The following is a 24,276-nucleotide window of genomic DNA, read 5'->3' as shown; positions in this document are numbered from 1 at the left end:
GATCCTGGCAGACGAGTACCAGTCAATCCGTGAGGTCGAGGAGGTCCGGCGCCGCCGGGTGATGGGCGGCCAGCAGGTCGAACGTCACTCCGGTCGGCGTCGAGCCCTCGGCCCGGTCCAGCACGTCCTCGTCCACCCGGTAGGCGACGCACGGCACTCCGGCGGCGCCGGCGAGCCGGACCAGCGCGCGGAGTGACCACGCGAGCTCCGGCAGGTCGGCCACCCGGCGCCCGGCCGCGTCGAGCAGCGCGACCCGGTCGACGTCACCGACGAGCCGCTTCAGCGCGGCCTCGGTGTCGGCGTCGAACACCGGCTCGGTGGTGGTGGTCGAGAGCCCGGCCGCCACCAGCACGACCATCGAGGCCACCGGGCCGCCGGGGCCGTCGAGGTCGGGCACGGCCCGGGTGCCGATCGTCAGCGTGCGCCGGTTGCCGCCGTCGTCGCCCAGCACGATCGACCGGCGATCGGCCCGCACGGTGAGCAGGGGGTCCTCGGCGAGGAACTCCGCGTACTCGATCGGGTCGTCGAAGTCGTCCGGGCCGAGGTTCTCGTCGTAGGTGAGCGTGACCGGCTCGTCCACCTCGGGGCGCAGGACCACCGGCGTCGGCAGCGCCGGGAAGCGCTGCGGCTCCCGCGCGACCTGCGCCCGGATCTCGTCCCGCTGGGCCAGCCGTTCGTACCGTTCGAGCCGGGGCCGTTCGTCGTCGCCCAGGACGAGCCCCACGGTCGGCGGCCACAGCCAGCCGAGCGTCAGGCCCAGCACCCCGCCGACGCCGCCGACGACCGCCCACGACGACTCGGGGTTGAGCAGCGCCACCATCGGCCCGAGACACCCGAGGGCCAGCGTGACCGCCTGTAACCAGTCGCCGATCACCCGGGCGCGTTCGGACCGCAGGCTCCATCCGCCGTACGATTCGAGCGGCCACGACGTCAGCCCACCCAGCGCGATCGCGGCCGGCGAGCCGAACGCGACGTACAACGTCCACGGAGCGTGGTCGGTCAGCGGCCACGCGGCGAAGCCGACCACTGCGGTCAGCCCGAGCACGACCCGGGCCACCCGCACCACCCGGCGCACCGGTCGGCGGCCCGCGATCGCGACCCGAAGCGATGTGTCCGCGCGACCGGCGGGCACTGCGGTCCGGCCGAACGAACCGACCGACTCAGACAGCGTCTGGGCGCTCATACCTCTCCAAACCACGTGGCGCCAGTCACGCACTACCCTGGGGGACGTGATGGACACCGTCGTCGACGACTTGGATATCTGGCGCTCTCTGCCCGCCGCACAGCAACCGACCTGGCCGAATCCCGACACGCTGGCCGAGGTCGGCCGCACGCTGTCCACGGTTCCGCCGATCGTCGCCCCCTACGAGGTCGACGCTCTGCGTGACCGCCTGGCCGAGGTGGCCCAGGGCCGCGCGTTCGTGCTCCGCGGCGGTGACTGCGCCGAGACGTTCGACGACAACACCGAACCGCACCTGCGCGCGCTCACCCGGGTGCTGCTGCAGATGGCGGTCGTGCTGACGTACGGCGCGTCGATGCCGGTCGTCAAGATCGGCCGGGTGGCCGGCCAGTACGCGAAGCCCCGCTCGTCCGACATCGACGCGCTCGGCCTGCCGTCCTACCGCGGCGACATGGTCAACGCGTTCACGCCCGACCCCGAGCTGCGCATCCCCGACCCGAACCGGATGGTCCGCGCGTACGCCAACGCGGCCGCCGCGATGAACATGCTGCGTGCGTTCAGCCGCGGTGGCATGGCCGACCTGCACGCCGTGCACGACTGGAACAAGGAGTTCGTGAAGAACTCCCCGGCCGGCGAGCGGTACGAGACGATCGCCGCCGAGATCGACCGGGCGCTGAAGTTCATGCAGGCCGCCGGCGTCAACGACCCGGCGCTGCGCGCGACCGACCTGTACGCCTCGCACGAGGCCCTGATCCTCGACTACGAGCGCCCGCTCACCCGGCGGGACGAGAACGGCGTCGCGTACGACCTGTCGGCGCACATGATCTGGATCGGCGAGCGCACCCGGCAGGCCGGCGGCGCCCACCTGGACTTCGTCTCCCGGATCGCGAACCCGATCGGCGTCAAGCTCGGGCCGACGACCTCGCCCGAGTACGTCGTCGAGTTGGCCGAGCGCCTCGACCCGGAGCGCGTCCCCGGCCGCCTCACGCTGATCTCGCGGATGGGCAACCACAAGGTCCGCGACGCGCTGCCGCCGCTGGTCGAGAAGCTCCGGTCCACCGGGCACCTGGTCGTCTGGGAGTGCGACCCGATGCACGGCAACACCCACGAGGCCTCCAACGGCTACAAGACCCGCCACTTCGACCGCATCGTCGACGAGGTGCTCGGCTTCTTCGAGGTGCACCGCGCGCTCGGCACCCACCCCGGCGGCGTCCACGTCGAGCTGACCGGCGAGGACGTCACCGAGTGCCTGGGCGGCGCGCAGGACCTCCTCGACGCCGACCTCGCCAACCGGTACGAGACCGCGTGCGACCCCCGGCTGAACAGCCAGCAGTCGCTGGAGCTCGCCTTCCTGATCGCGGAGATGCTGCGCGGGTGATCGATCTTCGATCCGACACCGTCACCCGGCCCACGGACGGGATGCGGAAGGCCATCGCCGAGGCCGAGGTCGGGGACGACGTCTACGGCGAGGACCCCACGGTCACCGCGCTGGAGACCGAGGTCGCCGAGCTGTTCGGGCACGAGGCCGCGCTGTTCGTGCCGTCCGGCACGATGGCCAACCAGCTGGCGCTCACCACGCTGCTGCACCCGGGCGCCGAACTGCTCTGCGACGCCGACGCGCACATCGTCACGTACGAGGGCGGCGCGGCCGGCGCGATCGGCGGGATCAGCACCCGCACGGTGGTCGGCCCGACGCCGGGTGCGCTCGACGTCGACGCGTGGCTGGCGCAGGTGCGGTTGCCCGGGTACCCGGGGCTGCCGACCACCGCGGTCGCGGTCGAGAACACGAACATGCGTGGCGGCGGCGCGGTGCTGCCGTACGACGACCTGGTGCGGCTGCGCGCGGGCGTTCCGGCGCTCCACTGCGACGGGGCGCGCATCTGGAACGCGAGCGTCGCGTCCGGGGTGACGTTCGCGCAGTACGGGGCCCTGTTCGACACGCTCTCGGTCTGCCTGTCCAAGGGGCTCGGGGCGCCGGTCGGTTCGCTCGTCGTCTCGACCGCCGAGCGCATCGCGCGGGCCCGGGCGCGGCGGCACCAGCTCGGCGGCGCGATGCGTCAGGCCGGCATCCTGGCCGCGGCCGGACGGTACGCGCTGGAGCACCACGTCGACCGGCTGGCCGACGACCACGCGCGGGCCGCACGCCTGGCCGAAGCGCTCGGAGCCGACGCCCCGCCGACCAACCTGGTGCTGCTCACCGTCGACGACCCGGCCGCGGTGGTGACGGCCGCGGCCGAGCAGGGTGTGCTCGTGTCGCTGTTCGGGCCGCGCACGGTGCGGATGATCACCCACCTGGACGTGGACGACGAAGGCCTCGATCAGGCGATTCGGGTGCTGTCCTCAGTGCTGGGTGGCTGACCTCGGAACCCTCCGAACGGAGACTTTCTTTTTGGTGACGCATGACGCAACGATGCGTCATGCGCACCTTACGCCGGGTTGTCGGTGAGCAACCGCTGATCCTCGCGTGGACGTTCGGCACCACGCTGACCCTGCTCTTCGCCGAATGGTTGCTCGAGCCGTTCTTCCCGGTGGTGGTCGCGCTCGGCTTCGGCGCGCTGGTGCTCGTCGTCCTGCTGACGCTGCGCGACGTCGTCGAGGTCCAGCTGACGTCCGGGAACGGCCTGGCCGACCTCACCCAGCGCAGCGACCGGGCCGACGCCGAGCTGCGTGAGGTGCGCGGGCGCGTGCGGGTCGGCGAGGAGGCGCGCCGTGAAGTGGCCGAGCTCACCGATCGGGTGAACCGCTTGGAGACCGTGTTGTCGCTTCTCACCCGGTGGCCGCGGGCCGAGTCCCCGGTCACCAACACCGTGTTGTTCCGGCCCTCCACCGAGCGCAACGGCTCGTCCGCGCGTGACGACCTGGCGCGGTTCCGGGGGCGTCGGGCGGCCCAGGAACGCGGGCGCAAACGGGTCGAGCGGTGGCGGACGCAGCTCGGCGGCGGGCCCGACCGGCTCGCGGTCTACGTCGACGTGTTCTGGGTGGCCTCGGCGGAGGGGCCGATGCTGGTGATCCGGCGCACCCGGATGAGCGCGCCGGAGTGGGGGTCGAGCCCGGAGTACCTGCTCGCGATGGAGGAGCGGTTCGCCGACGCGCGGGCCCGGCGGGAGGTCGCGTTCTGGAGCGTGCCGGCCGGTGAGGACCTGGGGCGCCTGGTCAGCCGCCTGGCCGCCGACCAGGACCGCTGGCAGGACCTCGCCGACGGGCTGCCCGCGGTCGTCCGGGAAGGCGACGCGGACCGGCTCGGGCCGGCCACGAGCGCGGAGCTGGAGGCGCTGGCGCAGGCCGCCGACCCGGTGCGCATCGTGCGCTACACGGCCGTGCTGGAGGGGGTGACCACGGCCGACCCGGTGTTCCGCCGGGCGTCGGTGGTGCACACCGAGGGTGATCCGGTGGCCGCGTTGGTCGCGGACGCGTTCGTGCGTGTGCTCGACGGGATGTCGGTCGAGTCGGGGGAGCCGGCCGCGGCCGACGCCACGCTCGGCGACGCCGCGACCGCCGGTATCGCGCGCTGGCACGGTGCGGACGGCCTGCGTGCCGACGCCCGGTCGGTGCTCGACCAGCGTCGCCGCCGGAGCTCCGAGCCCGCACGCCACGCCGCCGTGGAACCCCGCCGCCACCGCCGTTCCCGCCACGGCATCCCGGGCTGACGCGCGTCGTCAGGCGGCGGCGGGTGCCGCGACCGGGGCCAGGTGACCGTCGGCCTGGCGGCTGCACTTCGCGCTCCGGAGGTCGCGGGCGACGAACGCGCTCAGGCAGCCCGCGAACTGGGCGTGGCCACGGGCGTTCGGGTGGGCGGACTGCTGCAGCATGTTCATGCCCAGCCCGTGGCGCACCCCGGCCAGATCGACCGACACCCCGCGCGACCACTCCTGGAACCGGCTGATGCCGCGGGCGCACGCCTCCCGGCCACGCAGCGCCGGAGACAGATCGAGGTAGCGGACCCCCTGCGCCGCCGCGATCCGGGCGAACGCCGCACTGATCTGGCCGGCCACCCAGTTCTTGGCCCAGTTGCCGTCGTCGTCGCGCACCGGGCAGCCGAACACGCCCCGGCTCGCGCTGCCGTACCGGATGTCGCCGGTCACCGGCGACGCGTACGACTGCAGGACCAGCGCGTAGTCGTCGCGGCCGTACCCGGCCGCACGCATCACCGACCGCACGTCCCGGACGTTCTGGGCGATGCGCGGCACCGCCGCACCCAACCGCTTGCGCACGATCGGTGTCCACGCGTCCTGACACCGCGGGCCGAGCCGCAGGTACGCGACGATGCAGTCGTAGGCCAGGTTGGCGTACCCGATGTCGTTGACGCCGACGGTCAGCACGATCAGCCGCACGTCGTACCGCCGCGCCACCGAACGCAGCTGCTCGGCCTGCGGGGCCTCGCCGTAGCGGTGGTGCCCGCCGAGCCGGACGTCGGCCGTGCTCGCCCCGGCGCAGGCCAGGTTCACCCGGACCGGGCGGCGCACCCCCGGCAGCGCGGTGTGCTCGATCGCGGCGGACCGGGAGCGGTGACAGAAGTTGCCGCGGCGGTTGGTGCCCGGCAGGTAGTTCCCGGCGCCTTCGCCGGAGACGAAACTGTCGCCCAGGCCGACCACGGCGGGCCGGGGCGCGGCGGCGACCGCGGACGGCGCCGTCAGCGCGCTGAGAACGACCATCAACACCACGGCCAGGGCACGGAATCGCACGACTTCATCGTCGCACAGTGATCAGGCGAATACTCGGTGTGAAACAATCGAGGCCCACCTCGGCGGTTGCCGGAGCGGGCCTCGACCGGAAGCGCTCAGGATGACGGGTGTTCGGCCAACCGGGACAGGTACAGCGGCTCGCCGAGCTTCTCGATCAGATCGAGCTGGGTCTCGAGGTAGTCGATGTGGTGTTCCTCGTCCTTGAGGATCGCCTCGAAGAGGTTCGCCGACGTGTGGTCGCCGACCGACCGCATGTGGGCGATGCCCTCGCGCAGCCGGGTGACGGCCTCCTGCTCGATCAGCATGTCGCACCGGAACATCTCCGGAACGGTCTCGCCGATACGCAGGGCCAGCAGCTTCTGGTAGTTCGGAAGCCCCTCGAGGAACAGGATCCGGTCGGTGAGCACCTCGGCGTGGCGCATCTCGTCGATGGACTCGGCCTTGGTGTGCGAAGCCAGAGTCGTGTAGCCCCAGTTCTCCTGCATCTTCGCGTGCAGGAAGTACTGGTTGATCGCGGTCAGCTCGGCGGTGAGCTGCTCGTTGAGGAACTCGATGGTCCTCGCGTCGCCTTGCATGCCGGAGGCCCTCCGTTCGGGTGTGGAACAACCACTCTATCGCCGAAACGGAGGTTTTTCCTGTTGCCGGACATGACTCGCCGACCGTAGACCTGTTCGCGCCTACGATCGGGGTGTGCGGTCCTGCCGTCAGGAAGCTCGGGCCAGCGGCGATTTTCCGTCCTGAATTAAGCCGCAGATCCGCTCGACACAGGATCCGCACCCGGTGCCCGCACCGCAGGCCTCGCCGACGTCGAACTCGTCGCGGGCGCCGGCGGAGATCGCCGACCGCACCTCGGATTCGCGAACTCGCGCGCAGATGCAGACGTACATGAGCTCACCCCCGAGGTCGGCTGGGCCATTGGTAAGGCTTGGCTCAGTAAGGTTTACCTAAAGGGGCGCCGGATGCAAGTAGTTGCCGTGATTCGCTCCCGAACGAAACGAGGCGCCGCCGTCCGGCGGCGCCTCGTTCGACTCAGGGGGCAGGAGTGCTCGACTCAGGGGGCAGGAGTGAGGGTCTTGCCGAGCGCCGGCGGGATCGTCCGGACCGCGGTCTCCAGTTCGGCCAGGTCAGCGCCGTGCAGCGCCTGCGGCCCGTCGCACTTGGCCGTCTCCGGGTGCGGGTGCACGTCGATCAGCAGCCCATCGGCGCCGACGCCGATCGCCGCCCGCGACAGCGGCACGACGAGCTCACGACGCCCGGCCGCGTGTGACGGATCGATCAGGATCGGCAGGTGCGAGAGCTGGTGCATCATCGGCACCGCCGACACGTCGAGCATGTTCCGGATCGCCGACTCGAACGAGCGCACCCCGCGCTCGCACAGCACGATGTCGAGGTTGCCCCGCTGCGCGATGTACTCGGCGGCCATCAGCCACTCCTCGTACGTCGCGGTGAGCCCTCGCTTGAGCAGCACCGGCTTGCCGATCGCCCCCACCGCCTGCAGCAGCGGGAAGTTCTGCATGTTGCGGGTGCCGATCTGCAGCATGTCGGCGTACTCGGCGACCACGTCGACGTCGGCCGGGTCGACGACCTCGGTCACGACCGGCAGGCCGGTCTCGGTGCGCACGTCGGCGAGGATCTTCAGGCCTTCGACGCCCAGCCCCTGGAACGCGTACGGCGACGTGCGCGGCTTGTAGGCGCCGCCACGCAGCAGGGCGGCACCGGCGCCCCGCGCCATCCGGGCGGCCTCGAGCGTCTGCTCCGGGGTCTCCACCGCACACGGGCCGGCGATCAGCGTGACGCTGTCCGGGCCGATCGGGACGCCACGCACGTGCACTGTCGACGTCCGCGGATGGTTCTCGCTGCTGACCAGCTTGTAGGGCGAAGTGATCCGGACGACCTCGGCGACGCCGGGCAGTCCCTGCACCTCCAGCGAGGCCAGTACGGGTTCGCCGGCGACCACACCGACGATCGTGCGGGTGACGCCGCGGGAGACGAACGCGGAGCCGCCGGCCTCCTCGACCGTCGACACGACAGTGGAGAGGGCGCTCTCCGAAGCGTCGGGACTCATCACGATGACCATTGCGGTGTTTCTCCTAGGAAAACGAAAGAGCCCCGGGCCTGGGGCCCGGGGCGGATGTTCCTTAGCGGCGTGACGCTCTAGTGCAGCGCGACTAGCCGCCGGGGAGAGCCCGGGCGGTAGCCATACCAAAAGTAGAAGCGCTGCTGCATGACGCGAAGCCTAACCGATCATGCGCGAGACGTGCTGTCGGGTAGTAGCCATCCCGCGGAGCAGACCGATGTCGGCGGCGTGCCCGATCCCGTCGTCCTCGGACGGGGTCTCGACGACGATCGGCACCCCGGCCGCGGCCGGATGGGTGAACAGCGCCCCGAACGCCTCGGCGCCGATCGTGCCCCGGCCGAGCGTCTCGTGCCGGTCACGCAGCGAGCCCGCGGGATCCCGGGAGTCGTTCGCGTGCACCAGCGCCAACCGGCCCGTACCGACGGTGTCGACGAGCGTGTCGAGCACCGTGGCCAGGCCGCCGGGTTCGGACAGGTCGTGCCCGGCCGCGTGGGCGTGGCACGTGTCGAGGCACACCCGCAGCCGGGGGTGGCCGTCGACCGCCGCGAAGTACTCGGCGAGGTCCTCGACCCGGGACGCCAGCGCGAAACCCCCGCCGGCGGTGGGCTCGACCAGCAGGTCGGGGTCCTCCGGCGTCAGCTCGTCGAGCAGCGGCAGCAGGTGCGCGCGCAGTTGCGCGTACGCCTCGGCGCGACGCTCGGTGGCCAGCGACGAACCAGCGTGGAACACGACGCCCCGGGCACCGATCACGCGCCCGCGGGCCACCGCGTGACGCAGTGACGCGACCGACTTCTCGACCGTCGCCTCGACGTTCGAGCCCAGGTTGACCAGGAACGTCGCGTGGATGAAGACCGGAACGCCCTGCTCGGAGGCCCAGGCGGCGAACTTCACGTCCTGGGCCGGAACCCCGGGTGCCAGTGCCCAACCCCGCGGGTTCGACACGAACACCTGCAGCGTGTCGGCCCGGACGCGTTCGACGTAGGGGATCGCGCGCTTGGCGAGCCCTCCGGAGGCGGGCACGTGCGCGCCGAGGATGGGAGACACGATAGCCGAGCTTAACCCCACCGGGATCAGCCGACGAACAGCCGGACCTCGCTGTTGCCCGCGACGCTGTCCCCGGCCGACGGCACCTGGAAGAACACCCGCGCTTCGTTGTCGCCGCGGCCGCCGCCCTGGCGATCGGCACGCAACCCGGCCTCTTCCAGGATCTCCCTGGCCTCGTTGAACCGCTTGCCGACGACGTCGGGCACCTCGACCTGGGCCTGGCCCTGCGCCACTTTCAGCTTCACCGTGGTGTCGCCGCTGACCTGGCCGGAGCGCGGATCCTGGTCGATCACCTTGCCGGCCTGGTCGGGGTTGTCCGACTCGACGATCTCGATCGTGAACTGCAGGTTGAGCTCCTGGAGGCGCTGCTCGGCCTCCTCGCGGGACCGGCCCTCCAGGTTCGGCAGCTCGACGCCCTTGCCGCGGCTGATCAGCATCAGCACGGTGGAGCCGTACTTGGCCTTGGTGCCCAGCGCCGGCGTCGTCGAGATCAGCTTGTTCGACTCGATGTCGTCGCTGAAGTCGTAGTCCTCGGTGACTTTGAAGCCGGCCTTCTCCAGGGTGGCCCTGGCCTCGCCCTTGCTCTTCTTGGCCAAGGTGGCCGGGATCGTGATGACGTTCGGGCCCTTGGAGATCGTCACCGTGACGGTGCCGCCCTTGCGGATGCGGCCGTCGGCGTCCGGTGACTGGTCGAAGACCCGGCCGTTGAGCGCCTTGTCGTCGTTCTTCTCCAGGAACTCGATCTGCAGGCCCTGCGTCTTCGCGCGGCTGGTCGCGTCCTGCCGGTTGAGGCCCTCGAACGACGGGGTGGACGTGTACCGGCCGACGCCCAGATACCAGCCGGTGCTCGCGGCGATCAGCGCGAACACAACGATCGAGGCGATCAGCGCGAGCCGGCGCTGCTGCGGGTTGAGCCGGTTGAGCGGGCCCGGCAGCGAGGGCCCACCGGCCCGGTGACCGCCACCGAGCGGCGCGACGTTCGGCATCATCGCGGTGCCACGCGCCTCGTGGCCGCGCGGCACGACCTGGGTGTGCTGGCCGGGGGACTGCGGCACCGGCACGGCGGCGGACGCGGTGATCGTCGGCGGCCCGCTCGGCTGGTTCAGACCCTGCAGGATGCCGGTGCCCGACACGCTGCGCGTGCTGCGGCCGTCGATCTCGTCACGCACGATGCGCAGTTCGTCGAGGAACGCGCCGGCGTCGGCCGGGCGCGCGTTCGGGTCGCGCCGGGTGGCGCGCATCGCGAGTTCGTCGATCGCCGGCGGCACCAGCGGTGCGCGCGACGACGGCGGCGGCACGTCGGCGTGGACGTGCTGGAACGCGATGTTCACCGACGAGTCGCCGCCGTAGGGCACCGAACCGGTGAGCATCTCGAACAGCATGATCCCGGCCGAGTAGACGTCACTGCGCGTGCTCGCCTGGCCGTAGGTGATCTGCTCCGGTGAGACATAGGCCACAGTGCCCATCACGACACCGCGGGTGGACGTCGGGCCCACCGACGCGACCGCGCGAGCCAGCCCGAAGTCGGCGACCTTCACCGCACGGCCGTCCGAGCCGATCAGGACGTTCTCCGGCTTCACGTCGCGGTGGACCATGCCGGCGCGGTGCGCGGCGGCCAGCGCGTCGAGTACCGGGTCGAGGATCGCGAGCGCGTCCGACGCGGGCAGCCGGCCCCGCGCGGTGAGCACGTCGCGCAGCGTGCGGCCCTGGACCTGCTCCATGACGAGGAACGCGAGGCCCTCGTGCACACCCTGGTCGTACACCGCGACGACGTGCGGGTGGCTCAGCGCGGCGGCCGAGCGGGCTTCCTGGATGAAACGGTGGACGAACGCCGGGTCGGAGGCGTACCCCGGGTGCATGATCTTGACCGCGACGGTGCGTTCCAGACGTTCGTCGACGGCGTCGTACACGGTCGCCATGCCGCCGCGCGCGATCCGCCCCCGAATTCGGTAGCGCCCCTCGAGCACGGAACCCACCATGGGGTCGGCCAGCGTCCTGTCCACGGGCATCAGTGTACGGAGAGACTGTCGACGAGACAGGCGACCTGCCATCCCGGTCTCCAGATCGTCGTCCCCCGGGCGCGTTGGTGACCTTTGGTCATGATATGACCACGGAGTTTCATGTCCGAGCACACGGACTGCGACGACAAATGGTTCGCCGTGGACGCCCTTCGTCGCTCAACCGAGACGTCGTGGGATCGTGGTGGGCGTGGAACCGAGTGAATGGCTGACCGTCCCCGAAGCCGCCGAACGGCTCGACGTCCGGGTGACGCGGGTGCACCAGATGGTGAAGAGCAACACGCTGCTCGCGGTCCGCCGGGACGGCGTCCTCAAGCTGCCCGCCGAGCTCGTGCCCGACCTGCGCTCGGAGGCGGGGCAGAAGTCCAACCTGGCGCGTCACCTGGCCGGGGTGCTCACCGTGCTGCACGACGCCGGTTACCAGGCCGAGGAAGCGCTGGCCTGGCTCTACACGCCCGACTCGACGCTGCCCGAGGGCACACCGGCGGCCGCGCTGAGCGAGCGGCCCACCGAGGTCAAGCGCCGAGCGCAGGCGCTGGGCTTTTGAGGCACCTCAGTTACCTGGCCGTACTCGTCTTCGTGGTGATCGGGTCCGGCTGGCTCGAGGTGTTCCTGCGCGTCCGGGTGTACCGGCGGTGGAGGCGGCTGCTGCTGGCGCTGGCGCCCACCGTCGTGATCTTCGTCGCCTGGGACCTGGCCGCGATCGCGGCCGACCACTGGACGTTCGACCCGGCGCAGATGACGGGCATCACGTTCGGGCCGCTGCCCCTCGAGGAACTGCTGTTCTTCCTGGTGGTGCCGGTCGCGGCGATCCTGTCGTTCGAGGCGGTCCGGAAGGTCACCGGCTGGCGGGCGGGTGACGAGTGACCTACACCCAGGCCGCCGTCCTCGGGGTGCTCGCCGCGATCGCCGTCGACTTCTTCGTCTGGCGCACCCGGCTGCTCACCCGCCGGGTCTGGTGGGTCTCCTACGCGATCGTCGTGTTCTTCCAGTTGATGACGAACGGGTTCCTCACCGGGCGCGGGATCGTCCTGTACAACCCGGACGACATCCTGGGCGTGCGGATCGTCTACGCGCCGGTGGAGGACCTGCTGTTCGGGTTCGCGATGGTGCTGCTCACGGTGTCGACGTGGGTGCGGCTGGGACGAACTCGCGCATCTCGGTGAGCCGCACGTTGTTGCCCGACGGGTCGCGGAACGACGTGTCGATGCCGTAGGCCTGCGGGGTCGGCGGATCGTTGAACACGACGCCACGCGCGGAGAGCTCGTCGTAGGTGGCCTGGCAGTCGTCGGTCTCCAGGAACAGCGTGCCGCCGGCGCCGCGGGCGACGAACTCGCCCATCTTCGCGGAGTCGGCCTCGTCGAGCAGGGGCGGGCCGGGAACCGGCATCAGCACCAGCCCGACGTCGGGCTGCCCGACCGGCCCGACGACCAGCCAGCGGAACGCCCACTCCGGCATCGTGACGTCGGAGCGCACCTCCCACCCGAGTCTGTCCACGTAGAAGGCCAGCGCTTCGTCCTGGTCGTGCACCCAGAACTGCGCGTTCACGATCTTTGTTGTCATGCGGGCGAATCTACGGACGGTGACGTCGGCCCGTCTTCTCGAAACGTGCGGTATGCCGGTCGCGCGTAGCTGCGTGCGACGCACAGCGGGATCCGGATGTGCCTGGTGGCCGGCGGGAACGACGCCCGGTAGGCGGTCGGGGTGCGCCCGAACACCCGCCCGAACGCGGTCGTGAACGACCCGACGCTGGTCAGCCCCACGGCGTGGCAGATGCGGGCCACCGTCCAGTCGGTGTCGCGCAGCAGCGCCGCGGCGCGTTCCAGGCGCCGGGTGAGCAGGTACTGGTGCGGTGCCTCACCGAACACCCGGCGGAACTCGCGGCTGAAGTGCGCCGGCGAGAGCCCGGCGGCACGCGCCAGATCACCGACCGTGATCGGCTCGGCGTAGCGGACGTCGGCCAGGTCCCTGGCCTTCTGCAGATGCCGGACCGGGTGCGCGCTCACGACACCCGGCGGGCGCGGACGGCTCGGACCAGGGCCGGGAGCGCGACCGCGGCACGACGGGTGTTGCTCACCGCGACCCGCCGGTCGAGCACCTGGTAGTCGGCGCGCTCGACCGCGTCGAGGATGCCGCCGTAGAGCCGGAACGCGGTCTTCATGCACTCCTGGCTGGCCGGGTGCAGCAACCGCAGCCCGGGCCAGGCCGCGCGGTAGACCTCCCGGCAGCGGGCCACCTCGAACGCCAGCAGCCGCCGGACCGGACCGTCCACCACGCCGCGCTCCAGGTGCTCGCGGTCGACGCCGAACAGCGCCAGGTCCTCCATCGGCAGGTAGATCCGCCCCCGGCGCAGGTCCTCGCCGACGTCGCGGATGAAGTTCGCCAGCTGGAACGCGACCCCGAGGTCGGCGGCGTACGGCTCGACGACCTCGCGCGGAACGCCCGGGTGCTCCAGGATCGGCACCATCTGCAGTCCGATCACCGCGGCCGACCCGTAGACGTAGGTCATCAGGTCGTCGTACGTGGCGTACTCGGTGACGGTGAGGTCCATCCGCATCGAGTCGAGGAACGCGTCGAGGTAGCGCCGGTCGATGTCCCAGCGGGTGACGGTGTCGACGAGCGCCCGGGTGATCGGGTGGTCGGACGAGCCGCGGTCGAGGTCGGCGCGGACCTCGGCCGCGAACGCGTCCAGGGTCGCGGCCTTCTCGGCGTCGGAGAGGGTGGAGCTCAGGTCGTCGACGATCTCGTCGGCGTAGCGGGCGAAGCCGTAGAGCGCCTGGACGTACGGGCGCTTCGCCGGCGGCAGCAGCAGCGTCGCCAGGTGGTAGGTCTTGCCGTGCTCGGCGAGCAGTTCGCGGCACTCCGCGTACGAGGCCCGGAGTTTCGGATCGGTGATCGCGGCGGCGTCCAGTTCACGCTCGCTCATGGCTCGTTGCCTTCCAGCTGACGTAGCCCACCGCGGCCGCGGTGAGGAGGAGGTCGAAGATGATGCCGGGCACTTCGGTGGCGCGGGCGAGGTTGTAGCCGTCCGGGAGCACCAGGAAGCAGAGCGCGGTGCTGACGATCGCGACCGCGTGCGTGAGCCGGGGCCACGTGTCGGTCGCGGCGGCCAGCGGCACCAGCGCCCACACCAGGTACCACGGGTGGAACGACGCACCGAGGAACGCCAGCACGACGAGCGCCGCCGCGCACGCCCCCGCGACCCGCCCGGGCTCCGCGTGCCGCACCCGCCACCAGAGGACGACGAGCAGCACCGCGGTGACGAGCGTGCCGAGCGCCCTGGCGGCGTCCAGGACGGTGTCGTCGGCGCTGGTGAACCATCCGGCGGCCAGGCCCCAGCCGGTCGGGATCGAGGTCCACTGCGTGCTCATCCCGTTCGTGACCGCGAGCGCGTGGACGAACCCGGCGTCCAGACCGGCCGCGAGGCACACGAGCGCGAGCGTTCCCAGCGCCGCGCCGAGCACCACGGCCCCCACCCGGATCCGGCGGACCCACCAGTGCCACCCGGTCGCGGCGGGCGTTCCGGCCGCGATCACCAGCACCACGAACGGCAGCGCGACGACCGCCGACACCTTCGTGGCGACGGCGAACCCGATCAGCACGCCGGCACCCGCGGCCGCCACCCACACCCGCTCGCCGGCCCGGGCGGCCACCAGCAGGGCGGCGGCGAGGAACGGGAGCATCACGGCCTCGTTGTGCCCACCGGCCACCAGCGCGGTCAGCAGCAGCGGGTTCGCGACCACCAGCCACTGGGCGCGGTCCGGCGGGGCGCCGAACGCGGTGGCCAGCCGGGGCACGAGCAGGGCCAGCGCGACCACACCGAGCACCGCCAGCACTCGCAGCCCGAACACGGCGGCAATCAGGTCGCCCTGGGCGGCGGCGGCGATGCGGCTGCTGAAGAACAGGAACAGCGGGCCGTAGGGCGCCGGCGTGTCGGCCCAGGTCGGCGAGATCGAGGTGAGCCAGTCCACGCCCGGCCCGCTGGTCATCGCGGCCGGCCCCACCTGGTACGGGTCGTAGCCCCGCGCCAGCAGCAGCCCCTGGGCACCGTAGATGTACAGGTCCCGGCTGAACAGCGGCGGGGTCAGCGCGAGCGGCACCGCCCAGAGCGCGGCGGTGCGCGTGAGCCAGCGCGAACCGGCCGGGCGGACCCGCCACCAGGCCAGCACGAGCAGCGCCATGCCGACGGCGGCCACCGCGATGCAGATGCCCGGCCCGGCGCCGTGGCGCAGCAACCGCAGCACCGGAGCGTCGGAGAGCGGATCGGGACGCGGCAGCGCCCCGGCTCCCAGCCCGCCCACCGCCACCAGCGCGGACCCCGCGAACCCCAGCCATCGCAGCGGGGTCAGCCGATCGGACTCCACGGCGACCTCAGCAGACACGGCCACCATCGTCTCAGCCCTACTGACCGGTGATCCGCTCGGCCGCGAGCCGACCCGACACCAGCACCATCGGCACCCCGACGCCCGGCTGCGTGCCCGACCCGGTGAACACCACGTTCTCCAGCCCGCGGGCGAGGTTCGTCGGCCGGAACGGCCCGGTCTGGAAGAACGTGTGCGCGGCCGCGAACGGCGCACCCATCGCCAGCCCGGACGCCTGCCAGTCCGCGGGCGTCACGACGCGCTCCACCTCGATGCCGTCGCCGAACCCGACGTAGCCCCGCTGCTCGAGCACCGACACGATCTCGTCGCGGTAGCGCGGCCCGACCACCGACCAGTCGATCGGCGCACCGGTGTGCGGTGTCGGCGCGAGCACGTAGTACGTCTGCCGCCCGTCCGGGGCCAGCGTCGGGTCCGACCGGGTCGGGTTGCACACCAGCAACGACGGGTCGCTCATCAGCTCCTGGCGGTCGATCAGCTCGGTGAACGTCCGCTTCCAGGCGCGTCCGAAGTGGATGTTGTGGTGCACGGTCTTCGAGTACGTCGCGGTGGAACCGACGTGCAGCAGGAAGCAGGACGGCGAGTAACGCAGCGACCGCAGCCGACGCGGAGCCACCGACGACGGGAGCAGGTCGCGGTAGGCCACCGGGAGGTCCGGGTTGAGCACGACGACGTCGGCCGCGATGCGCTCGCCGTCGCTGGTGCGCACCCCGGTCGCGCGACCGTTGCGGGTCTCCACCTGCGTCACGGTCGTGCCGTAGCGGATCCGCGCGCCGTGCTTCTCCGCGGCCGCGGCCAGCGCCGCCGGCACCGCGTGGATGCCGCCGCGCGGGAAGAAGACACCGGCGACCGAGTCCATGTAGGCGATCACCGCGTAGATCGCGAGCGCCTGGAACGGCGAGACGCCGGCGTACATGGCCTGGAAGCTGAAGATCCGCTGGGTCCGCGGGTCCTTCAGGTACTGGCCGACCTTGGGCGCGAGGCGACGGAAGCCGCCCAGCGCGAGCAGCCGGGCGATACCGGGGCCCACCAGGTCGAGCGGGGAGTCGAGGTTGCGGTCGATGAACTCGTCCATCTCCAGGCGGTAGAGCTCGGAGACGAAGCCGACGAACCTGCGGTACCCGTCCGCTTCCTTCCCGCCGCAGACCCGCGCGATCTCCGCGGCCATCCGCTCGGTCTCCGGGTGGACGTCGAGCGTCGAGCCGTCCGGGTAGAACGCCCGGTAGAGCGGGCTGACCGGATCGAGCGTCAGCCAGTCGTCCATCCGCTCGCCGACCGCGCCGAACGCGTCCTCGATCAGGTTCGGCATCGTCAGGACGGTCGGGCCGGTATCGAACTGGTAGCCGTCGACGGACAGGCGACCGGCCCGGCCGCCCGGAACGTCCTCGCGTTCGACGATCGTCACCTGCCGTCCGGCGCCGAGAAGTCTCAGCGCACACGAGAGCCCGGCGAGGCCGGCCCCCACGACGACGACATGGTCTGTTGGCCCCTGAACCGTACGCACGCCCGAAACCGTATGGCACGCCGGTGTGATCGGCATTTCGGGAGCTACACCGGGGGTTTCCGGTCGAGCGCGTACGGGTTGCGGCCGCTCGCCGCGAGGAGGAACCAGGCGGTCGTGCCGACGTGCCGGTACGGGTAGTAGCCGGACTCGGCCACGCCGGTGTGCAGCGGGCCGGACGCCGCGATCAGGCCCTCGCCGGTCGGCGCCGGCTTCGCCCCGGCGGTCCGGCCGCCGACGAACCGCGCCTGCACGTCGACGAGCGCGGTGAGGTGGGTGAACGCGGCCGTGCGGTCGCCGGTGCCGCCCCGGCTGAGCAGCGCGGCGGCCAGCTGCGCGGAGCCCGCGTACCAGACCGCGTCCGGGTCGGGCCGGCTCAGGCCCGGCTCGATCGGCTGGTCGGGGTCGGCCTGGCGGCTCCAGTCGCTGAACGTGACGCCGGTCGCGGTCTGGCCGGCGGTCAGCACGCTGTTCGGGCTGGCGGACGCGTCGGTGGTCGTCAGCGCCGAGGTCACGTAGTCCAGCCCGGCGGTCCGCGCGGTCGAGCGCAGCGCGAGCACCGGCACGGTCTGGGCCTCGGTGGTCACCGGGAACGCCGCGGCCAGCACGCCGTCGTACGAGCCGGACGCGTAGAACGTGCCCTGCCACATCGCGGTCACGAACGCGGTGGCCTTGTCCCGGCGCTCGGTCCACACCTTCGCGCCGGTGAACGCGGCCAGCTGGCCGAAGAACGCCGCCAGCACCGCGTTGTGGGCGGTGTCGGTGCGGGTCAGCGCGGCCCCGGCCCGGTCGACGCCGGCCCGGAAGCCGCCCAGCCGCGAGTCCGACGAGCAGTTCGCGACGACCCAGTCGCCGAGCGCGACGGCCGCGGTGCCGTACGCCGCGCCGAGCCCCCGGCGCGCCAGCGCGAGCAGGGCCAGCCCGGCCAGTGCCTGGTCGCCGGTGACGCTGCCGCTGTGGTCGAAGACGTTGCCGGCGTTCACCAGCCCGTCCGGCTGCACGAACCCGTTGGCCTGCACGACGCCGTTCTTGTTGTCGTACGGCCCGACCGTGTACGACTCGCGCAGCCGGCCGTCCCGGTACGCCGGGTCGTGCTCCTGCGCGTACCGCAGCGAGTCGCCGATCGTCTTCGCCCGTGCCACCGAGGCGTCGGTGCCGTCGGCCAGATAGGCCAGCGCGGCCAGCGCGGCGTCGGCCGTGTACGCGGAGGCGTAGAACCCCGCCTCGTCGGTGTAGGACTGCGGCAGCCGCAGCTCGCCGTAGGCCGGGTAGTGCACGTCCATCGCGGTGTCGAGGAACCGGTAGCCGGCCCGCAGCGCCGGATGGTTGGCGGCCGCGGCCCGGCCGGCCCCGACGCCCACCGCGGTCAGGCCGAACAGCGCGGCGCTACCGGCGAGCACTCCCCGTCGACTGATCACAGTGTTCATTGGGCCCGGGCCCGGTTGCAATCGGCGTCGACACGCCGAGGGTCACGCCGTCCTGGCCGTGGCGGCGGCGGCGAGCTCGCCCAGCGCGTCGGCGGCCTCGGCGTCGAACGGCGCGGTCTTGAGCACCTCCACCGCGCGGGCGGCCAGCGCGCCGATCCGCTCCTCGGTGCGCGCCAACGCACCGGTCTCGACCAGCACCCCGCGCAGCGCGTCGACACCCTCGTCGGTCAGCCCGGGATCGCCGAGGTGGCGGTCGATCAGCTCGCTCTGCGCGGCGCTGGCCCGCTCGGCCGCGTAGGCGAGCAGCAGCGTGCGCTTGCCCTCACGCAGGTCGTCGCCGGCGGGTTTGCCGGTCTCGGCCGGGTCGCCGAACACCCCGAGCACGTCGTCACGCAGCTGGAACGCCTCGCCGACCGGCAGGCCGTAGCGGCTGAGCGACTCGGTGAGCTCCGCACCGGCCCCGGCCAGCGCGGCACCCAGGTGCAGCGGGCGCTCGACCGTGTACTTCGCCGACTTGTAGCGCACGACACGCATCGCCCGGTCCACCGAGTGGTCGCCCTGCGCCTGGGCCAGCACGTCGAGGTACTGACCGGCCATGATCTCGGTACGCATCTCGTCCCACACCGGGCGGGCGCGCTTCAACGCGTCGTCGGGCAGGCCGGAGCGGTCGAGCATCTCGTCGCCCCAGATCAGGCAGGTGTCACCGAGCAGGATCGCGGCCGCGGTGCCGAACTTCCCGGCGTCGCCCTGGTACCCCTCGGCCCGGTGCAGCGCCTCGAACCGCTTGTGCACGGCGGGCTTTCCGCGCCGGGTGTCCGAGCCGTCCATGACGTCGTCGTGGATGAGCGCGCACGCCTGGACGAACTCGCAGGCGGCGACCGCGCGGACCACGGCGTCCGAGTCCTGGCCACCGGCCGCCCGGAACCCCCAGTACCCGAACGCCGGTCGGAGGCGTTTGCCGCCGTCGAGGAAGTCCACCAGGGCGTCGGCGACCGGGCCGAGCTCCGGGCCGACCAGTGCGAGGTGCCCACGCTGGCGGTGGAGCTGGGCGCGGAGCGACGCGCTGACGCGGGTGCGCAGGTCGGCCCGGTCGAGCGGGGAGACGGGCACGCGGGACTCCTTCTTTGACGGGTTCATGTCAAGGTAGCTGGTCGACAGGACTACAGTCTTGGCACATGGCAACCGGTGTCTCCGTTCGGCGGACGTCAGTGGGTGACCTCGTCCGGAACGAGGCACCGACGTTCTCGTTCGAGTTCTTCCCGCCCAAGACCGACGCGGGGGAGCGGCAGCTCTGGCAGGCGATCCGCGAGCTCGAGGCGCTGCAACCGTCGTTCGTGTCGATCACCTACGGGGCCGGCGGGTCCAGCCGCGACCGCACCGTGTCGATCACCGAGCGCATCGCGTCCGAGACGACGTTGCTGCCGATGGCGCACCTCACCGCCGTCGACCACTCGGTGGCCGAGCTGCGCAACGTGATCGGGCACTACGCCGCGGCCGGCGTGCACGACGTGCTGGTGCTGCGCGGTGACCCGCCGGGCGATCCGCAGGCCGACTGGGTGGCGCACCCGTCCGGCTTCGAGTACGCCAGCGACCTGGTGCGGCTGGTGCGTAACTCGGGTGAGTTCTGCGTCGGGGTCGCCGCGTTCCCGGAGAAGCACCCCCGCTCGCCGGACCTCGAATCCGACGTGCGGTTCTTCGTCGAGAAGTGCCGCGCGGGAGCCGACTTCGCGATCACGCAGTTCTTCTTCAACTGGGAGGACTGGGCGCGGCTGCGCGACGCCGTGGAGGCGTCCGGGTGCGACGTGCCGATCGTGCCGGGCGTCATGCCGGTGACGAACGTGTCGCAGATCGAGCGGATGGCCGTGCTGTCCGGGGCGGAGTTCCCGGCCGACCTCGCCGCGCGGCTGCGTGCGGTCGCGGACGACCCGCTGGCCGTGCGGGCGATCGGCGTCGAGGTGGCGACCGAGCTCTCGGCCAAGCTGCTCGCCGAGGGCGCACCGGGCATCCACTTCATCACGTTGAACCGCTCGGCCTCCACCCGCGAGGTCTGGGCGAACCTGGCCCCGGCGTCGGTCGCGGTCCGCTAGGGCCTGTTTCAAAGGTTCAGGCCGCCGTGGGCGTGGTCCAGGCGGCGAGCGGCAAGGCGGAGGGTCTTCCGGATACCGCTGTTGTATCCGGAAGGGCCTCCAACGCGGCCGGTCGTCGCCTGGACCTCGGCCACGGTGGGCTGCTGGCCTTTGAAACAGGCCCTAGGCCGGGCCGATCAGGCCCGCCACGGTCTGGGCGGAGAGCGTCACCAGCGGAAGGCCCCCGCCGGGGTGGGAGCTGCCGCCGACCAGGAACAGGCCGGGGACCGGGCTGCGGTTGCCCGGGCGCAGGAACGCGGCGCTCGCGCCGTTGCTCGACGTTCCGTAGATCGCGCCGCCCACCGCGTGCGTCTGCGCCTCGAGGTCGGCGGGCGTGCGGATCTCCCGGAACCGGATGCGGTCGGACAGGTCGTGCCCGCGCTCGGCCAGACGCCGCACCAGCAGGTCCGCGTACCGCTCGGCCAGGCCCGGCGTCCGCCAGTCCACCGCTCCCGTGCCGACGCCCTGACGCGCCGCGTTCACCAGCACGAACCAGGCCTCGTGCCCGTCCGGCGCCACGCCGGGGTCGTCGGGCACCGAGAGGTAGAGCGTCGGGTCGGGCACCGGCCGGCCCGGGTCGCCGAAGACGTGGTCGAACTCGGCGTCATAGCTGCCCGGCAGCTCACCGGGCGGGAACAGCACGGTGTGGTGGGCCAGGCCGGGTGTCCGCCCACGCACCCCGAGCAGCAACACGACGCCCGAGAGCGACGGGGTGGTGCGACGCAGCCGCCGGGCCGCCGAGGGCACCCGGATCAGGTCCGAGTAGACGTGCGCGGCGTCCGCGTTGGCCACCACCACGTCGGCCGGCAGGAAGCTGCCGTCGGCCAGTTCGACGCCGGTCACCCCGGCGCCGTTCGCGGTGATGCGGGTGACCTCGGTGCCGGTGCGGACCGTGACCTTGTGCTCGGTGCAGCGGTCGAGCAGCGCGTCGGCGAGCGTGCGCAGGCCGCCGCGCAGGTACCAGCCGCCGTACTTGAGCTCGGCGAACGGCACCGAGGCCAGCGCGGCCGGCGCCCGGCGCGGATCGGAGCCGGTGTAGGTCGCGTAGCGCTCGACGAACTGACGCAGCCGCGGGTCGCGCAGGTAGGCCCGGGCCAGGCCACGCAGGGACCGGCCCGGTGCGATCGTGCCGAGGTCACGCAGCCGGGTCGCGTAGCGCGCCAGCGTGCGGGGGCCGTCGAGCGTCGAGGCCAGGAACGGCTCGTAGGTGGCGTCCCAGATGCGTTCGGCGCGCGCCCAGAACGCCGCCCAGTCGCGGCCGGCGCCGCCGCCGAACGCGTCGTCGATCCGGCGGCGGAACTCGAACGGGTCGGCGCAGGACTTCAGCTCGGTGCCGTCGCCGAAGCGGTAGTGCGCGATCGGGTCGAGCGGCTCCAGGTCGAGCACCGACTCGAGCGGATCGCCGGTCTCCCGGAAGAAGTCCGCGAACACCTGCGGCATCGTGACCAGGCTCGGCCCGGTGTCGAAGCGGAACCCGTCCCGCGTCAGCAGCCCGAGCTTGCCGCCGACCTCGTCGGCCCGTTCGCACACCGTCACCCGGTGCCCACCCGCCGCCAGCCGGGCGGCCGTAGCCAGCCCGCCCACTCCGGCTCCCACCACCACGACCTCGGCCACACCGCGATTGTCGTCGATGCGGCTCACCGCGTCAGTTCGAGGTCCCTCGTCGTCGCGGCGGTGCGGGTCTCGCCGGCGTGGACGTCGACCAGCCGGAGCCGGTACCGGCCGGTGAACGGGGACGTCACCAGGAAACCCGGGGTGACGCCGCGGTGGACCGTCGGGCCGTAGAGCGGTTCGTTCACCGACGTCGTCGAGCCGGTCTCGGTGCCGTCCGGGGCCACCAGGACGATCTGATCGGTGCCGAAGTAGTGGCCCGCGCCGGCGCCGCCGGTGTACTGGACGTCCAGGACGCAGACCAGGGCCTGGTAGCCGGCGTCGGCCTGGCCGTTGAAGTCGAGGAAACCGCCCCGGAGCCGGCACGACCGCACGGTGACCGCGAGGTCCCGCAGGGCCAGCTTCGCCGGTTCCCGCAGCACGTCGCGCGGCTCGTAGGACACGAGTTCGCCCCGCTCGCCGACCGGGACCGTGGCTCTGGCCTCGTCGCCGCGGCCGATCGTGAAGACACCGTCGGCGATGCTTCCGCCGACGTCCACCGCGCGGGACGTGTAGGTGATGCGTGTCCGGCGTCCGCCCGGGACCGGGTCGAGCGTCGCCGGGTCCATCGTGGTCTCGACGCCGTCGAGCGTGACGGTCATCGTGACGTCGGGGCTGAACGCGGCCGGCCCCTCGTTCTCCACCGTGGTCTCGAGGGTGAGCCGCTCCGCCTCGTAGACGAACCGGCCGAGGGTGATCTTCAGCGGGCCGTACCAGGCGGTCTTGTTCACCGTGAGTTCCTGGTGGTCGGCGCCGGGGGAGGCCGAGGTGGGGCCGTCGGTGTCGGTGGGGTCGGTTCCGCCCCGTGGCCACGTGGTCCAGGCCACGACGCCGGCCACGAGCAGCAGCGCGAGCATCCCGGCCGCGACCGCGGTCGTCCGTCTTCGCGTCGACCGCCCCGCCGTCGCCCCGGTCCCGACCGGCCGTGCCGCCGGGCCGGGCGCCGGGCTGGGGGCTGGGCTGGGGGCTGGGCTGGGGGCTGGGCTGGGGGCTGGGCTCGGGGCGCCACCGGGTGCTGCCGTCGCGGGTGCGGCGATCGGTGCGGCGATCGGGGGTGGCTCGGTGGCGGCCGGCTCGTCGAGGCCGCCCAGGGCCACGACCAGCTCGGGCTGTTCGATGACGGTGGGCGCCACCCCGATCCGCTGGTGGAGGATCGTGCCGACCAGCGGGATCCGGCTCGAACCGCCGACCAGGAACACCCCGGCGAGCTGGTCGGCACGCACCCCGGCGCGCTGCAACGCCCCCGCCGCGACGTCCGCCGTCCGCTCCAGGTACGGCCGGGCGAGCTGCTCGAACTCCGGCCGCGTCAGGTGCACGTCGACGTCGAGCATCGGCACCAGCAGGTTCGCCACCGACGTCCGCGACAGCTGTTCCTTCGCCGCCCGCACGTCCTCCCAGAACATCCGGTTCCGGCGGCGGGCGCCGTCGTCGGCCGGCTGCGTCAGCCGGGCCCAGACGTCCGGCGACCGCGCCCCGACCGTCGTGGCCAGGTGCTCGACGATCGCCGCGTCGAGATCCAGCCCGCCCACGTCGGGCAGCCCGTCGGACGCCGGCACCCGCCAGCCGTCACCGGTCGCACGCAGCACCGCGGTGTCGAACGTGCCGCCGCCGAAGTCGTACACCAGCAGCGCGGCCCCGTCCGGCACCCGGTGCCCCAGCACGCCCGTGAAGTACCGGGCCGCCGCGACCGGCTCCGCCACCAGCGACACCTCGGGCAGCCCGGCGTCGGCCGCGGCGTCCACCAGCACCTGACGTCGCCGGGCACCCCACTGGGCGGGGTGGCTGAGCACGATCCGGGCGGGAAGGCTCCCCGCCACCCGGGCGGCCTCGTCGGCGACCCGCCGCAGCACGCCGCCGATCAGACGCGCCACCGGCACCGGCTGCGATCCCAGCAGCACGGTGCCGTCGTCCACCCGGCGTTTCGGGGTCGGCTCGAAGCGCGACGGCTCGAGCCGCGCGGCCCGCTCCGCGTCGCGCCCGACCGTCACCCGGCCGTCCGAGGAGACCAGCACCGCGGAGGGCAGCAGGAAGCTGCCGTCGAACATCAACGGCTGCGCCCGGCCGTCCCGACCGCGCCAGGCCGCCACCGTGTGGGTCGAGCCGAAATCGATGGCCAGGTCCGGTCCGGAGTACCCGCGCACGGCCGTGACCTTAGGGAGTCCGGACCGTCCGCGGGAGGAACATCGGCGAAG

Annotated in this window: 23 protein-coding genes; 7 read left to right on the top strand and 16 right to left on the bottom strand. The window is 72.5% G+C overall.

Features of this window, described 5'->3' with window-relative positions; all coding sequences use genetic code 11:
* Positions 1-22: 22 nt before the first annotated feature.
* Positions 23-1,066 carry a hypothetical protein gene (locus ABD437_RS00250; protein WP_344646642.1) on the bottom strand — a complete coding sequence of 348 codons (1,044 nt, stop codon included), beginning with the start codon at positions 1,064-1,066 and terminating at the stop codon, positions 23-25.
* A 166-nt stretch (positions 1,067-1,232) separates the two neighbouring features.
* Here ABD437_RS00250 and ABD437_RS00245 point away from each other — a divergent pair, with 166 nt between their 5' ends.
* The 3 genes from ABD437_RS00245 to ABD437_RS00235 are packed head-to-tail and all read left to right on the top strand — an operon-like array spanning position 1,233 to position 4,827.
* Entirely contained in the window at positions 1,233-2,558 is a 1,326-nt protein-coding gene (locus ABD437_RS00245; protein WP_344646802.1) for a class II 3-deoxy-7-phosphoheptulonate synthase, read from the top strand.
* A gap of 41 nt (positions 2,559-2,599) precedes the next feature.
* Complete coding sequence (locus tag ABD437_RS00240; RefSeq protein ID WP_344646801.1) at positions 2,600-3,538, top strand: threonine aldolase family protein; 939 nt, start codon at positions 2,600-2,602, stop codon at positions 3,536-3,538.
* Between the two features lie 59 nt (positions 3,539-3,597).
* Positions 3,598-4,827 carry a hypothetical protein gene (locus ABD437_RS00235; RefSeq protein ID WP_344646641.1) on the top strand — a complete coding sequence of 410 codons (1,230 nt, stop codon included), beginning with the start codon at positions 3,598-3,600 and terminating at the stop codon, positions 4,825-4,827.
* Positions 4,828-4,836: 9 nt separating this feature from the next.
* On the opposite strand, the gene ABD437_RS00230 is transcribed toward ABD437_RS00235, so the two are convergent.
* From ABD437_RS00230 to pknB, 6 genes are all read right to left on the bottom strand, one after another.
* Positions 4,837-5,862 carry a GDSL-type esterase/lipase family protein gene (locus tag ABD437_RS00230; RefSeq protein ID WP_344646640.1) on the bottom strand — a complete coding sequence of 342 codons (1,026 nt, stop codon included), beginning with the start codon at positions 5,860-5,862 and terminating at the stop codon, positions 4,837-4,839.
* Positions 5,863-5,957: 95 nt separating this feature from the next.
* Entirely contained in the window at positions 5,958-6,437 is a 480-nt protein-coding gene (bfr, locus tag ABD437_RS00225; RefSeq protein ID WP_344646639.1) for a bacterioferritin, read from the bottom strand.
* Positions 6,438-6,566: 129 nt separating this feature from the next.
* A complete protein-coding gene (locus ABD437_RS00220; protein WP_344646638.1) occupies positions 6,567-6,749 on the bottom strand; it encodes a (2Fe-2S)-binding protein in 183 nt (60 codons plus the stop codon).
* A 164-nt stretch (positions 6,750-6,913) separates the two neighbouring features.
* Positions 6,914-7,939 (bottom strand): 3-deoxy-7-phosphoheptulonate synthase, encoded by a 1,026-nt coding sequence (gene aroF, locus ABD437_RS00215; RefSeq protein ID WP_344646637.1) that lies wholly within the window; start codon positions 7,937-7,939, stop codon positions 6,914-6,916.
* Between the two features lie 159 nt (positions 7,940-8,098).
* Positions 8,099-8,983 carry a deoxyribonuclease IV gene (locus ABD437_RS00210; protein ID WP_344646636.1) on the bottom strand — a complete coding sequence of 295 codons (885 nt, stop codon included), beginning with the start codon at positions 8,981-8,983 and terminating at the stop codon, positions 8,099-8,101.
* A 26-nt stretch (positions 8,984-9,009) separates the two neighbouring features.
* Positions 9,010-10,986, bottom strand: coding sequence for a Stk1 family PASTA domain-containing Ser/Thr kinase (pknB, locus tag ABD437_RS00205; RefSeq protein ID WP_344646635.1), 1,977 nt, complete (start codon positions 10,984-10,986; stop codon positions 9,010-9,012).
* A gap of 205 nt (positions 10,987-11,191) precedes the next feature.
* Between pknB and ABD437_RS00200 the strand changes: the two genes are divergently transcribed.
* Genes ABD437_RS00200 through ABD437_RS00190 form a run of 3 tightly spaced genes read left to right on the top strand, consistent with a single transcriptional unit; the run spans position 11,192 to position 12,167 of the window.
* A complete protein-coding gene (locus ABD437_RS00200; protein ID WP_344646634.1) occupies positions 11,192-11,548 on the top strand; it encodes an Rv2175c family DNA-binding protein in 357 nt (118 codons plus the stop codon).
* Complete coding sequence (locus ABD437_RS00195) at positions 11,545-11,868, top strand: lycopene cyclase domain-containing protein (protein WP_344646633.1); 324 nt, start codon at positions 11,545-11,547, stop codon at positions 11,866-11,868. The genes ABD437_RS00200 and ABD437_RS00195 overlap by 4 nt, the downstream gene beginning before the upstream one ends.
* The gene (locus tag ABD437_RS00190; protein ID WP_344646632.1) at positions 11,865-12,167 is read left to right on the top strand and encodes a lycopene cyclase domain-containing protein; all 303 of its coding nucleotides are present in this window, start codon (positions 11,865-11,867) and stop codon (positions 12,165-12,167) included. Before ABD437_RS00195 ends, ABD437_RS00190 begins: the two co-directional genes overlap by 4 nt.
* Here ABD437_RS00190 and ABD437_RS00185 read toward each other — a convergent pair.
* Genes ABD437_RS00185 through ABD437_RS00155 form a run of 7 tightly spaced genes read right to left on the bottom strand, consistent with a single transcriptional unit; the run spans position 12,118 to position 19,445 of the window.
* A complete protein-coding gene (locus tag ABD437_RS00185; protein WP_344646631.1) occupies positions 12,118-12,564 on the bottom strand; it encodes a VOC family protein in 447 nt (148 codons plus the stop codon). The genes ABD437_RS00190 and ABD437_RS00185 overlap by 50 nt on opposite strands.
* Positions 12,561-13,007: a helix-turn-helix domain-containing protein gene (locus ABD437_RS00180; protein ID WP_344646630.1), complete on the bottom strand. Its 447-nt coding sequence runs from the start codon at positions 13,005-13,007 to the stop codon at positions 12,561-12,563. The genes ABD437_RS00185 and ABD437_RS00180 overlap by 4 nt, the downstream gene beginning before the upstream one ends.
* Positions 13,004-13,927, bottom strand: a complete 924-nt coding sequence (locus ABD437_RS00175; RefSeq protein WP_344646629.1) for a phytoene/squalene synthase family protein — start codon at positions 13,925-13,927, stop codon at positions 13,004-13,006. The genes ABD437_RS00180 and ABD437_RS00175 overlap by 4 nt, the downstream gene beginning before the upstream one ends.
* A complete protein-coding gene (mptB, locus tag ABD437_RS00170; RefSeq protein WP_344646628.1) occupies positions 13,914-15,383 on the bottom strand; it encodes a polyprenol phosphomannose-dependent alpha 1,6 mannosyltransferase MptB in 1,470 nt (489 codons plus the stop codon). Before mptB ends, ABD437_RS00175 begins: the two co-directional genes overlap by 14 nt.
* Before the next feature lie 19 nt (positions 15,384-15,402).
* A complete protein-coding gene (gene crtI, locus ABD437_RS00165; protein WP_344646627.1) occupies positions 15,403-16,920 on the bottom strand; it encodes a phytoene desaturase family protein in 1,518 nt (505 codons plus the stop codon).
* 8 nt (positions 16,921-16,928) lie between these two features.
* Entirely contained in the window at positions 16,929-18,299 is a 1,371-nt protein-coding gene (locus ABD437_RS00160; RefSeq protein ID WP_344646626.1) for a Tat pathway signal sequence domain protein, read from the bottom strand.
* A gap of 51 nt (positions 18,300-18,350) precedes the next feature.
* A complete protein-coding gene (locus ABD437_RS00155; RefSeq protein WP_425558058.1) occupies positions 18,351-19,445 on the bottom strand; it encodes a polyprenyl synthetase family protein in 1,095 nt (364 codons plus the stop codon).
* A 38-nt stretch (positions 19,446-19,483) separates the two neighbouring features.
* Between ABD437_RS00155 and metF the strand changes: the two genes are divergently transcribed.
* Positions 19,484-20,395 (top strand): methylenetetrahydrofolate reductase [NAD(P)H], encoded by a 912-nt coding sequence (metF, locus tag ABD437_RS00150; RefSeq protein ID WP_344646624.1) that lies wholly within the window; start codon positions 19,484-19,486, stop codon positions 20,393-20,395.
* Positions 20,396-20,557: 162 nt separating this feature from the next.
* Here metF and ABD437_RS00145 read toward each other — a convergent pair whose 3' ends face one another.
* Positions 20,558-22,048, bottom strand: a complete 1,491-nt coding sequence (locus ABD437_RS00145; RefSeq protein ID WP_344646623.1) for a phytoene desaturase family protein — start codon at positions 22,046-22,048, stop codon at positions 20,558-20,560.
* Between the two features lie 23 nt (positions 22,049-22,071).
* The gene (locus tag ABD437_RS00140; RefSeq protein ID WP_344646622.1) at positions 22,072-24,225 is read right to left on the bottom strand and encodes an Hsp70 family protein; all 2,154 of its coding nucleotides are present in this window, start codon (positions 24,223-24,225) and stop codon (positions 22,072-22,074) included.
* Positions 24,226-24,276 lie beyond the last annotated feature (51 nt).

Origin of the sequence: Cryptosporangium japonicum (assembly GCF_039524755.1) — a bacterium.
GTDB lineage: Bacteria > Actinomycetota > Actinomycetes > Mycobacteriales > Cryptosporangiaceae > Cryptosporangium > Cryptosporangium japonicum.
The sequence above is the reverse complement of the archived record's forward strand: the minus strand, read 5'-3'. Positions and strand labels throughout refer to the sequence as shown.